At 58.3% G+C, this 12,331-nt stretch carries 11 protein-coding genes and 1 pseudogene; 5 read left to right on the forward strand and 7 right to left on the reverse strand.

Annotated elements, in window-relative coordinates; translation table 11 throughout:
- The first annotated feature begins 214 nt into the window (after nucleotides 1-214).
- Both dgoD and EI982_RS05950 read left to right on the forward strand, forming a co-directional pair.
- A complete protein-coding gene (gene dgoD / locus EI982_RS05945) occupies nucleotides 215-1,369 on the forward strand; it encodes a galactonate dehydratase (protein WP_157688613.1) in 1,155 nt (384 codons plus the stop codon).
- A 178-nt stretch (nucleotides 1,370-1,547) separates the two neighbouring features.
- Entirely contained in the window at nucleotides 1,548-1,790 is a 243-nt protein-coding gene (locus EI982_RS05950) for a hypothetical protein (protein WP_157688614.1), read from the forward strand.
- Nucleotides 1,791-1,831: 41 nt separating this feature from the next.
- On the opposite strand, the gene EI982_RS18300 is transcribed toward EI982_RS05950, so the two are convergent.
- From EI982_RS18300 to EI982_RS18305, 3 genes are all read right to left on the reverse strand, one after another.
- Nucleotides 1,832-1,972 (reverse strand): hypothetical protein, encoded by a 141-nt coding sequence (locus tag EI982_RS18300; RefSeq protein ID WP_199243746.1) that lies wholly within the window; start codon nucleotides 1,970-1,972, stop codon nucleotides 1,832-1,834.
- Nucleotides 1,973-1,997: 25 nt separating this feature from the next.
- On the reverse strand, nucleotides 1,998-2,486 hold the full coding sequence (locus EI982_RS05955) for a type II toxin-antitoxin system death-on-curing family toxin (RefSeq protein ID WP_157688615.1): 489 nt from the start codon (nucleotides 2,484-2,486) through the stop codon (nucleotides 1,998-2,000).
- Between the two features lie 469 nt (nucleotides 2,487-2,955).
- Complete coding sequence (locus EI982_RS18305; RefSeq protein WP_233255298.1) at nucleotides 2,956-3,201, reverse strand: DUF5615 family PIN-like protein; 246 nt, start codon at nucleotides 3,199-3,201, stop codon at nucleotides 2,956-2,958.
- Nucleotides 3,202-3,885: 684 nt separating this feature from the next.
- Here EI982_RS18305 and EI982_RS05965 point away from each other — a divergent pair.
- A complete protein-coding gene (locus EI982_RS05965; RefSeq protein ID WP_157688616.1) occupies nucleotides 3,886-5,094 on the forward strand; it encodes an inorganic phosphate transporter in 1,209 nt (402 codons plus the stop codon).
- Here EI982_RS05965 and EI982_RS05970 read toward each other — a convergent pair whose 3' ends face one another.
- Nucleotides 5,095-5,424, reverse strand: a complete 330-nt coding sequence (locus EI982_RS05970; protein ID WP_157688617.1) for a hypothetical protein — start codon at nucleotides 5,422-5,424, stop codon at nucleotides 5,095-5,097.
- Nucleotides 5,425-5,909: 485 nt separating this feature from the next.
- On the opposite strand from EI982_RS05970, the gene EI982_RS05975 reads away from it, so the two are divergent.
- Nucleotides 5,910-6,326 (forward strand): cupin domain-containing protein, encoded by a 417-nt coding sequence (locus EI982_RS05975; protein ID WP_199243748.1) that lies wholly within the window; start codon nucleotides 5,910-5,912, stop codon nucleotides 6,324-6,326.
- Nucleotides 6,327-6,453: 127 nt separating this feature from the next.
- Nucleotides 6,454-7,622 (forward strand): annotated as a pseudogene (locus EI982_RS05980) (ISH3 family transposase).
- Nucleotides 7,623-7,849: 227 nt separating this feature from the next.
- Here EI982_RS05980 and EI982_RS05985 read toward each other — a convergent pair.
- From EI982_RS05985 to EI982_RS05995, 3 genes are all read right to left on the reverse strand, one after another.
- Nucleotides 7,850-8,485 carry an IS6 family transposase gene (locus EI982_RS05985; RefSeq protein ID WP_157688618.1) on the reverse strand — a complete coding sequence of 212 codons (636 nt, stop codon included), beginning with the start codon at nucleotides 8,483-8,485 and terminating at the stop codon, nucleotides 7,850-7,852.
- Between the two features lie 285 nt (nucleotides 8,486-8,770).
- Entirely contained in the window at nucleotides 8,771-10,123 is a 1,353-nt protein-coding gene (locus tag EI982_RS05990) for an APC family permease (protein ID WP_157688619.1), read from the reverse strand.
- A gap of 743 nt (nucleotides 10,124-10,866) precedes the next feature.
- Nucleotides 10,867-12,240 (reverse strand): NAD(P)/FAD-dependent oxidoreductase, encoded by a 1,374-nt coding sequence (locus tag EI982_RS05995; protein WP_157688620.1) that lies wholly within the window; start codon nucleotides 12,238-12,240, stop codon nucleotides 10,867-10,869.
- Nucleotides 12,241-12,331 lie beyond the last annotated feature (91 nt).

A 12,331-nucleotide genomic window follows, 5' to 3' on the forward strand; every position in this document is an offset into this window, starting at 1 on the left:
GTCGCGGGCCCCCAGTGTGTCTCCGGCACGCTTCGGTGGTTCATCTCGGTGGAATCTACCGGACGCGCGGATATATCCCTTGGGTTCGGGGCATCCCACCGGGACTCGACGGTCATCGACGGGTCGTCGGCGCTACTCCCGACGGCCGTTCGGTTTCTCGGAAGTGGTGGCAAATTTATAAATAGGACTGGAATGCCCTCTTTGACTGAATCGTATGACGGAGATCATCGACTACGAACTCTATCGGGTACCACCCCGCTGGTTGTTTCTCAAGCTAGAGACGAGTGACGGCACAGTCGGATGGGGGGAACCCGTGATCGAGGGGAAAGCAGGACCTGTTGCCGCCGCCGTCCGCCAGCTCGTAGACCGGCATTTGTTGGGCGAAGATCCAGCACCGATCGAGGAACATTGGCAGGTGCTGTACAGGGGGGACTTCTACCGGGGTGGTCCGATCTTGATGAGTGCGATCGCAGGTATCGACCAGGCTCTCTGGGACATAAAAGGAAAACGGATGGGTAAACCCGTCTACGAGCTTCTGGGCGGACCCGTCCGTGACCGGATGCGTGTGTATCAATGGGTGACCGGCGAGACGGTCGACGAGGTGACACAGGCGGCCGTCGAGAAGGTCGAGGAGGGCTTTACCGCGGTGAAGATGTTGGCTACCGAGGGCCTCGAACGGGTAGAATCGCCCGCACAGATTCGAAAGGCCCGTGATCGAGTGGCCGCGGTCAGGGAAGCCGTCGGACCCGAGGTGGATATCGGTGTTGACCTGCACGGTCGGACCACGAAAACGGTCGCTAAACAGCTCGTCACGGAGCTCGAGCCGCTTAACCCGATGTTCATCGAGGAACCAGTGGTCCCCGAGCATTCGGATGCGATCGGAGAGATAGCCAGACACACGACGATTCCCATCGCGACTGGCGAGCGTCTCTTTTCGCGGTGGGATTACAAGCCCTTGTTTGAAGCGGGGCATGTCGACATCATCCAACCCGATCTCTCGCACGCCGGTGGCATCACCGAAGTGCGAAAAATCGCGACGATGGCCGAAGCCTACGATATCAGCGTCGCCCCCCACTGTCCACTTGGGCCGATCGCCCTCGCGTCCTCCGTACAGGTCGACGCGACAGTGTCCAACGCGTTCATTCAGGAACAAAGTCTGAATATGCAGTATAACGACCGAGGGGGGCTCCGGGAGTACCTGTCCAATCCCCACGTTCTCGATTACGAGGGCGGAACGATGGAACTCCCGAGCGGTCCCGGGTTAGGAGTCGAAATCGACGAAGAGAGAGTGAGATCACGTAGCGAAGACAGCTCGGAGTGGTCTCCACCACTATGGCGAACCGACGACGGTGTACTCGCAGAGTGGTGATCCGGAGTCCGAGATCGGCGCAGTACGCGGATTCGCCGTGTCGACGAGTGTCGGGTCCCGGGCGTGACGGATCGGGGTCGCGGGATGGCATCCGAAAAATTCCCCCTCGAAGGCGACCGGTTGCCCGGGGGAGACCGCCGGGACCGAAGCTGAACTCCAGGAGCGCGATCCGGATCGGATGGCGTCGACGACGGTCGGATCGACGGCCGTGATCGAGTCGTCGGCACCCATCGTCACAGCGGCGGCAATCGATTCCGAGGTTGGATCTCGACGGCACTCAGCCCGGCTCCGGTCCGACCGACGCGAGCGTCCGTCGTCGGCTGGGGGATCCTTGGAGAGCGTGGTTACCGGGGTGGATCCGAAATGCGTGCCCGGAACGCTACCGGGCGAGAAGCTACTAGCAGGCTCGCCGGGAGTGTAACTCACGTTTCTGCGAATCGAGAACAGATGGACGTGAAACCGCTACTCGTTTTCGAGGGCGTCGTAGATCTCGCGATGTTCGTCCCGATCAGCCTTGGCAACGCGCAACACAAGCTCTCGGCGAATGTCTTCCATCACATCGTCGAGTGGCGTTCGGTCGCCTGGCTGCTCTTCCGTCGCCATGTCCACATCTTGACCACGAGTTCGGTTAATCGTTCGGGTCCAACGATTCATCGGACAGCTGAGCAAGTCCGTACTCGACGAGGTCGCCTCGCCATCGTTCGACCACTTCGTGCAAATCGACTTCGGTCGTGTGTGTTCGGAGATATTCGAGTACGTCGTCCTCATCGACAGCCTTCTCGTCGGTACCGAACTTCGCCAGTATCCCTCTGGTTTCGTTGTCGTATTCGAACCGGCGACCGTTGAGCAGATAGAATACCGTCGTCGTGTTGAGTGCGGTGCGCTTGTTACCGTCCACGAACGGGTGGTTGGCGACGAGGAGCCGAAGCAGATGAAATGACTTCTCGTGAATCGTCTTCGGAACCGACCCGAAGCTCCCTTCGCTGACGTACTCCAGTGCGAATTCGATATCTCCGCGACTCCGGACGCCCGAGCTGGTGTCTGGGTACTCCGAGACGATGTCCTCGTGGATGTCGAGTACATCTTCGACCGACGGATACCAAAACGAGTCGGTCATTGTCGGAGATTCACATCCGACTAACCTATCGTTTTCTCTCCGAACGACCGACTCTTGCCGTTGGGGTCACTCCTCCCGAGCGTAACGGCGGCGAGCGTCGTAGAGAGCGGGCAAACCTTATTCCAGGCTCGTCATCATCGACTGTTTCCGTGATCCGGCGAGAAAGAGAGGCTACTACGGGTGAATCTCATTCAATGATAGATTCCGACTGAGGCTATCTGTATTATTTGCATATACTTTCGATATTATACTCGAAATGCGTGCCCGGAACACTACCGGACGAATTTCTACTAGTAAGGTAGGTGGAAGTGTCTTGGCTGATTTGAAGGCCTCAAGATCGTAAAATCAGCATCCCCGATCAAACCCACGGATCGAGTTCCTCGCGGCCACCGAACGAATCTCGATTCGGATACGCGTCGGTCATCGTAATTGGACCAGACGCGACCTGATACGCCGGCATCGTATCCTCCTAGAGCAGGACGACACCAGCATGAGCGTCGGATGGTAACCCACCGAAATCTTTCACGTCGCTCGTCACGACGATCAGTTCGTGTTCTCGGGCGTACGGTAAGACATCCGCTTCGTCATCGGCTCCTTGCCGGAGCGCGTCACGGACGTGCTCGGCGTGAATTTCTTCTTTCGATAAGTACGTGGCTGTCTTTGGATCGATGTTCTCATCGAGGAGAAAGCGCCACCCGCTCATCTCAGGCGGCATCGGGATCGACGCCTTCGGGACGGTTGATCGACTCGCGGAAGGCCGCTATCGCATCGTCGCGCTCCTCTTCTACGTCACGCATCTCTCGCGGATGATCGTGATAGTAAGCCAGCGCGTGATACACGTCAGCGACGTCGAGGTCGTACCGATCGGCAACAGCCTCGGGGTCTTCACCACGTTCTTCGACAAGGGCATACACCTGACGGACGCTGACCCGGCGGCCACGAATGTGCGGCTCGCTCTTCAGCTCGTGTGCGATCCGCCGGGATTCTCCCTCGGATATACCTACACGTTGCTGCTACTCCCGCAAAATCATACTGCTGACTGGGCTGGCGAGAGCTCCCGCTCAGAGAGTGTCTGTGAAATGTACGCCCGGAACACTACCGGGCGAGAAACTACTAGTAGGCTCGGTGAATGTGTTATCCCATTCTAAGGAACCTCAGTTCCAAAATATTCCTACTTCCGCATTCCGTATCGGGTTTCACCGGAATCCGTTGATATTCATCGACCAGGCGGCGCGGTAGCAGACTCGGGTCGAACGATGAGGAGAGTCAAATAGACGGGGGCTGTGATCAGTTCCACGAGACGCGCGAACGCTACCAACAGAATCATACGTGTCTGTTCAAGAGTGTGGCGTATCGGGCTCCTACTCCGAGTCACAGCACCGTCTGAACCTGGACACCTATGTCCTCAGTAATCGGAATAGTCTCTGTCGCGCTCGTGGCATCGCTTTTTATGTCATTTACCGTCGGGGCAAACAGCAACTCCGCCCCGATTGCGCCAGCCGTCGGAGCGAACGCGTTGTCCACCCTTCGGGGGGCACTACTGGTCGGCCTCGTCGCCGGTCTCGGTGCCATTGCGCAGGGTGGCAGTATCTCCGAGACGATTGGTCACGGGCTGGTGACCGGCGTGACGATCACGCCACTAGCAGCCACTGCGACGCTGCTCACGGCAGCCACACTCATCACGATCGGGAACTCCCGCGGTTACCCTATTCCCTCAGCGTTCACGGTCACCGGTGCAGCGATCGGTGCGGGTGTCGCTCTTGGCGGTGGCTTTGCGGTCATGACGTACGCTAAGATTCTGGGATTTTGGTTTGCGATTCCGGTCGTCGAGGGCGTCCTCGCGTACGGTCTCGCGTGGCTGTTACTGGATGAGACGGTCTCGGATACGCTAAGCATTCCGCTGCTCGCCGCCGGCGTCGGCTACACACTCGCCAACGTCCAGCTATCGTTTCTCCCGGCCCCCCAGAGCGAGCAAGGATCGATTGCGGGCGTTATCACCCGTCAATTTAACGTCGCATCGATAGGGCTCGGCGAGGCCGGAATCGTACTCGTTGGGGTTGTACTCGGACTTCTCACGCTCACAGTGGTCTACTGGCAACTCCGGCGTGACGTGACGACCGGAATCAACAGACTGCTGGTCGCGCTCGCCCTCGTCGTCGTGTTCACCAGCGGCGGGTCGCAGGTCGGACTGGCCACCGGGCCACTGGAAGCCGTCTTTGAATCGTCGCTCGGCCTTCCCTCGCTGTACCTGCTCGCACTCGGGGGCCTTGGAATTCTCCTCGGGGGATGGTTCCGTTCGCCACGCCTCATCCAGGCTGTGGCCCGCGAGTATGCCTCACTCGGGCCGAAGCGGTCGATTGCAGCGTTCATTCCTGCGTTTCTCGTCGCGCAGGCAGCAATCGCGCTCGGCTATCCCATCTCGTTCAACAAAGTGATGATTTCTAGCATCGTCGGGGCCGGACTTGTCGGCGGGTCGTCGGACTCCGCCGGGGTATCGACCACAAAGACGGTCTACACTGTCGGGGCGTGGGTCGGCTCGATGGTCGGCGGGACCGTAATTAGCTTCGCGCTCTATCACACGCTCGCTGCGCTTCCGGGACTCGGGTAATTAGATATTCTGAAGCGTGACGAGATCTTCGACAGCTGCGCTTTCCTTCATTTCTGCCCATGTCTCGAAATCAGTTGTCCGCGCTACGAATGCGTCGCGTTCATCGGCCGAGAGCTGTTGGACGCCGCCAATAGTGTCATCGTCACACGGGCTGGCCACACAGAACTCGTCCACCGAACCAAACTGCGTGTGGCGACTGATGAACGATTTCGAGGCAATCCGCTCGCGGGAACTGGAGACCCACGTCTCCAGTGTGAGTGCCCGTTCGATTGCGTTTTTGAGGTTTGTCTGCAGTGAATCGTGGGTCCTGACATCCGAGTCAAGAACCATACATCGTGTTCATATTTCAAGCCACCTAAGTGCGGTGGCGGGACGAGTTTGATAGCGTCTTGCTGTACGGTTACTCGATCATTACAGTTTCCCCGCAAGCAGGGCAGGCGGGCCCATTATTTGTCTGTTCGAGTTCAGTCTCGTCACCAGTCCACCCACAAAATGGACACTGTATTGGGTCGGCTCCAGGCACAGGATACTCAAGATCGCCCTCGCCAAATCAAAAAGTGTGGTGTCTGTATTAATTGGATCAAGTCGGATGAACAAAAAACGTGTGCAAGATATGCGCCTTCCATCTTGCACGCCTCACCCCGACCTATACGCGATGTGTCAGTAACAGCTGTGCAAGACTCAGAGGATGAGTTCAGCAGGACGACTCCGATTATTTCAGATGTTCCCAAACAAGGTAATACGTGAAATTCATCAAAACTCGCACTAGACACGACGAAACGACGGTATCTACCTGTGTGCTGGTGGGCATATGAATGCAAGATCTGCGGTTTCACGTCCGCCGCTCCCGGACCAACCAAGCGAAGTTTGAAGCTTTCGAGAGGGTAATAACAGATATGACTCGCGTTTCCACGGAAGAGTTGATAACGGGACTCAAAGAGGAAGATGCACAGGTCGCAGAGGTGTTAAGCAAAGAGTCCGTAACAATCGAGGTAGGAAAATATCCAACCGCGTCGCCAAAGAACCCTCACACAGAGAATGAAGTCTACTACATTATCTCTGGGTCGGGGATGATTCGTATTGGAGATAAAACACATTCTGTCGAGAGCGGCGATGTGGTTTTCGTCGAACAGGGACTTGAACACGACTTTTTCAATATTGACGAGGAGATTACTGCGCTGACTATCTTCGTCGGGTCTGATAACCCGAGTTCGTATAGTCTTCGTGAATAAAAGGCAGGAAACGTGCCATCGAACCGTGCTAGATTCGCGCTCTGTATGCAGCACAAACATCACCACCTGACAGGAAACATCAGTATCTCACAAAGCCGGTTAGTTGAGATGTCTGCTTGCTACGAATGTGCCTAGCAAACAGCAGCAAGCAGACAGTGGAATACACGAAGACAAGCTCCTTAAGTTCCTCGTCAACCGGCTTGACGAAGAAATTTCTCTCGGTCTTGCGAACAATGCTGAACTCAACGCTGAGGACATCTACGAGGTCCTCGTCGCGCGACCGCCGACGGGACCTCGATCTCGACACTGTGCAACTCCAGCGAAGACTCGCCATCGGCGAACACGATTCTCTACCACCTCCGGACGAAGTTCGAGCCGGAACGGCTCGAACGAGTCGCTAACAGGCTTCTTCGCCGAGACATTGTCGAACTACTCCCCGAGCAGGTGGAGGTCTGCGCAGACCTCCACCTGCGGCCCTACTACGGTGACGAAGAAGACACAGACCACCTCTATCACTCGGAAGCGAAGCGGGGAACCACTGCGTTCCACGCTTACGCTGACACTCTACGCACGCGTGCGGAGCAAACGCTACACGCTGGCGGTGCGCCGTCTCGAAGACAGCGACACCGCCAGCAGCGTTCTCGCTGAGTTCCTTGGCGTTTTCGACGACCTTGACACCGAAGTCAAGGCCGTCACCTCAATCGCGGATTCTACGATAGCAAGTGTCTCACGTTGCTTCAAGCGCACACCTACGCGTACGTTGTCCCGATCATTCGGTGGGATGAGGCGATTCAGCAGGAACTCTCGGAAGGGTGGAGTCGCGTCATCCGACACGACCTGACAGGGAAACTCGCCGGTCACAGCTGGACCGTCGAGTTTCCCGTCTACATCGACTGTACGTATCTGAATGGACGATACGACGAGAACGGCGTGGCGCGTCACGGCTACGCCACTGACGCGCCGTTCATCGAGACACCACGCGACGCTCGATACCACTACTCGAAACGCTTCGGTATCGAGTCGAGCTATCGCTTGTCCGAGCAAGCGATAGCGACGACAACGACACGAGACGCGACGGTCAGACTGCTGTACGTCGTAGTGAATCTACTGCTACAGAACGTTTGGCGGTATCTGCACTACGAGTTTGTGGCGACGCCCCGCCGGGGCGAGCGTCGCCTCTGGTGGTGGCCGTACAAGGAGTTCGTCAATATGGTTCGGGGGGCTGCGTGGACGGCCCTCTCGGTGCGTCGGGCCGTCCCCGCGAACCGACCTCCTGACGACCGGTTCTACCGGTAGTCACTGACCGAGCAAGCGTCATCGCAAGTAGCAACGCTGTCGCGTCGGCGGCTGACCGCCGCCGACAGCGACAGCTCCGCCTTCGATCAGCGGTGCTCAACCGCAATCGATGACTCACCACAACAGAACAGGTGGCTCCGGTCACGCTAACTGGCGATGCTTTGTGAGGTACTGAACATAGCACTCCCGACAGACATCATTCTAGGGCCGCTATCATCGGGTAGTGTCTAGATAAGCTGGTTCCATGCGAAGGCAAACGCTTGTAACCAGTTTTCAGCGGTACTCGGTTCGACGTGACTAAACGTATTTGAAAATTGGTTAGTTCGTTGTTTGATTTCTCGGAAGACACGTTCGACGGCATTCCGATTCCCATGTGTAACATGCTGGAATCGTAGCCCGTGTCGGTGACAGGCTGCCTGCAACCACGGTGCACCGTTGACGAGAAAAACTGCGTCGTCTACCTGATGTTTCTCACGTGATTCTGAGAGAAACATCGAGGTGATCGCAGTGGTTCTCGTCGGATAGAGCCGAACATGAAGCAGGCGGTTGGTATCGGGATCGACAGCAGCGTACAGCCAATATCGCTCATCATTGAGTTGAATCACAGTCTCATCGACCGCAACGTGATTCGGCTCAGCACCACCTGTCGGCTGTAAATCGGCCTTCTGCACCCATCGATGCACGGTGCTTCGATGACGATCGACACCCAACATCTCAAGAATCGAGACTGTATCCGAAAGTGATAGTCCAGCCAAATGGAGTCGGATACCGAGCTTCATCGCCGGCTCGGGTGTCGCCTCTCGCTCCGGAAATTCTAACTCGATGCAACCGCTATCGCCACTGAGGCGGTCGAACGAGAGCATAATCCACTCAAATCTTTGACCGCCTCGTTCCTTATCGCAACGCTACCTCATCGACTGTTTCCATGAAAATACAGCGACGAAGGGACTCTCCGCGAGAAATCCGGTTTCGATAATAGACTGTAGTTAATGTTATTCATATTATTCACAAATAATGCTAATAGTATACTCAAAATGTACGACCGGAACACGACCGACCGAGTTTCTACTAGTAGGCTCGGTGGAAGTGAAGGTGTGAGTCCATACTGAACGATGTCGTCCCGCCATTTTGAAATCCCATCGTTTAGATCAGTCTCTCCCCCCACTGTCTAAATCGGGCGTAAACGAACTCCGCTCGATATAGAGGAACTCAATGAGGAAGACTACCGCGAATATCCCCACGATCCAGAGCAGAATCTCCACGTCAGACTGATAGAGGTGATAGAGAACAACCGGAAGCGCAACTCCCGTGCCGACCAGACCGAGTACTGGAATGAGGCGGTTCGACCCCGTCTCGTCGGCGAGCACGATGTTCGTGTAATTCGTGACTGCAAACGAGATCAAAAACGCCACTGATCCGAACTCAGTGATCTGTTTGAGAGTTCCCAAGGCTGCGAGTGCTGCCGTCAGACTACCGATAATCAGCAACGAGTAGACGGGGATTCCCTCTCGGTTCCGGAACGAAAACACGCGCGGGAGGGCACCTTCTGTCGCAATCTCATGGACAAGCCGCGAGGTACCGAACAAGGTCGCGTTGATACCCGACGAGGTGCTTTTCATTGCCGAAAGGATGACGAGAACAAATCCAGTACCCCCGAGAACGGGGATGTTGGAGACGGCCTCGGCGAGTGCAACTTCCTGATGGGCGAGAAGTTGCTCTGGCGTAAGGTGAAGTGTCGCCATGAACGACACTGAGACGTAGATCAGTATCGAAATAGCGATGGCGACGTACATCCCGATCGGCAACACTCGTTCTACGTTCTCGATGTCTTCGTAGTCATAGACCAGAAGTTGAAAGCCCTCGTAGGAGACGAATATGATGGCAAATCCTGCGATTGGGCTGACGACGCCTTTGCTGAAGAAGTCGAGTGCTGCCACATTCCCATCATAAAAAATCACTCCGAGGGTTGCGAGCGACAGCAAAATGATGATTTTGATGTACACTGCGATATCTTCAAAGAGGCCAGTCTCGTGGACGCCCCGGAGGTTGAGACCGACGAACGCAGCGACGACCAGGGTCGAGATAATCGGCCGCAGGAGTTGCGGGAGTTCGATCCCTGCGATAGCTCTCGCGGCAGTGAGCGTGTAGGCACCGAAGGCGAACGCGTACATCGCCATTACACCCACGTATCCGATGACGAGAACCCACCCGACGTACGCGGCGATAGTCGGGTTGTCGACGATGTGCTCGGCGAATGAAAAGACGCCACCGTGTTCCCCGAAGTGCAGCGTGAGTTGAAGATAGGAATAGGCAGTGAGGAGAGTGATGACGCCCGCAATGAGATACGACAACGGGACTGCATTACCGGCTTGCTGCATTGCAACGCCGAGGACGGCGTAGATCCCGCCCGAGACCATTCCGCCGACACCCATCGCTATGACCTCGATGAGTCCGAGTTTCCCAGAACGACTGCGAGTCAGGAGAGAGCGGAGTGTTTTCATAGAGATCATGACCTCGATTAAAACGTACCGTTAGACTGTAACAAGCGGGGTAGCGAAAAGATTGTGGACTAGTTAGTGATACTGCACGCAAGTTCTTGTTCATCGACATACAGCGATATACGGGGACTTCTGAACTCCGCACTGTATCCAGGATGAACATTCCGACTTGATAGTCCTGAGAACTCCCGCCAGACCTCATTCCTGCCCGGTCACCATCGATAATTTCCGAAATTCGGCGAGAACGGGGCCGTCAATAAAGAAGAACCTGCCTCAGCGAGTAAAATGGACTGGAGCACCAGCATCTGGCGACCGAGTGGCTCGTAGAGTCCGGTAGGTCGCCGGGAGACTTCCCTTCGGTCGTCTCCCGAGCCTTTGCTCGCTACGCTCGCAAAGACGCCAGTTCACTCGCGCGAGCGAATGCGAGCGCGAGGCCAAGGAAGGGGCGAAGCCACTGACGCAGGCTTTTGATCGAGCTTTTGCAAGCGAGCGGAGCGAGCGCTGCAAAAGGTCGATGTACGCCCGGAACACTAACGTCCGGCCTCATCCCTGGCGGCGTGCCGAGTCGGCCGGCTAACCCTCGTGCCGGGCGGTCGCGGGGTTGGGTCGGCTGTGCGACGGCAGCCCGTGTCGCGTGCCCGGGTTCGCCGCGCGGTCATCGCGCCCTGGTGGGTATGCTCGGGCGGGGACTGAAGGCACGCACGTGGAAGGAGGGCGCCCAGCGGGTAACCTCTTGCGGCACGGCGTCAGTAGACGTAGTCGGCCGCGGGGACGTTGACGTAGCCGCCCCGCCGGAGGCGCCGCTTCCGCCACCGATAGCCCACGAGTAGTTTGATGGCGTTCCACCCGGCACCGAACTTCCGTTCGAACATCCGGTAGCCGCTCTCGCTGGCGAGCATCTTGCGGCCGGTGCGGAAGATGCGGTCCCAGTCGTCCGGGTCGTAGTCGGCGACCATGTCCGCCATCGTCACGTTCCGCAGAATCTCGTCCTCGATGGCGTCCTTCCAGGCGTCGTTGTACCGCGAGAGGTCGCCCCGCGCCGCCAGATCGCCCGCGATGGAACCGGTTCGGACGGCGACGTGGTCGCCCCCCTCGTGGAACGCCGAGGTGGTGCCCATCGCCCCGCCGACGACGGCGATGCCCGCCTCGACCGGGGAGTCGATCGGTCGGGTCGAGGAGATGGGGTAGGTTTCGGTGCCGCCGGACTTGCCCCGGTCCTCGACCAGCGGGAAGTCCCCGGGGACGTCGTACTCGTCGCCGTACTCGTGTTCGAGGAGGCGCCGGAGGTACTCGCTCCCGCCGGGGACCGTCTCGTCGTCGGGGCGGAGCAGGGCGTACGACTCGGGGTCGGTCACCGCGTCCAGGTCGAGACCGATCGGCATCGTGAGCCCGATCCGGGCGACGTCGTCGTCGTTGGGGAAGATCCACGGGTAGGCGGTGTGTCCGGGGATATACCCCCACCAGAACGCGATGGCGCCGCGGAGGTCCTCGGCGACGGCCGGGGGCAGGCGTCGGTGTTCCTGGTACGCGATGTGGTTTGCCGTCGTCGTCCCGAGGCGGTCGGTCACCGGGTACGGCAGGTACCGATCCAGCACGCGGTTGGTGACGGTGCGCTGTGGGCCGTCGGCGAGGATCACGGAGTCGGCGGTCACCTCGTCGCCGTCGGCCAGCCTGACGGTGTGTCTGGGGTCGTCGTCCAGGGTCGTCTCCACGTCGCGGACGGAGACGCCGACGCGGTAGTCGGCGCCCGCGGACTCGGCGCGCTCCCGGAGCCAGTCGTCGAAGCGAGCGCGGTGGAAGGTGTAGCCGAAGGTGTCGTACGAGGAGTCGATGCCCGTGCTGTGCAGGACACAGGACTCCGTGGGGCCGACGAACTCCGCGCGGTCGAGTTCCGACAGCAAGACGTCGTCGGGAAACTCGTCGGGATGGATGCCCATGATGTCGACCCAGTAATCGAGGATGCCGGCGGCGTCCGTCGAGTCCGGCCCGAGTCCGGATCGGTCGTCGCGGGGAACGCCCTTCTCGAAGACGCGTGCGGACGCGCCGGCTTCGGCCGCCGCGTGCGCCGCGGCCGATCCGGCGGGCCCGCCGCCGACGACGGCTACGTCGACGTGTTCCATACCCACCATCCGACGGGCGACTGTATTAAACGCCCGGAACGCGACGGCCGTGCCGTCCCCCGAGGGTCTATAACGGAGGCGCGAGCAACGC

Origin of the sequence: Haloplanus salinarum, from assembly GCF_009762275.1 — an archaeon.
GTDB lineage: Archaea > Halobacteriota > Halobacteria > Halobacteriales > Haloferacaceae > Haloplanus > Haloplanus salinarum.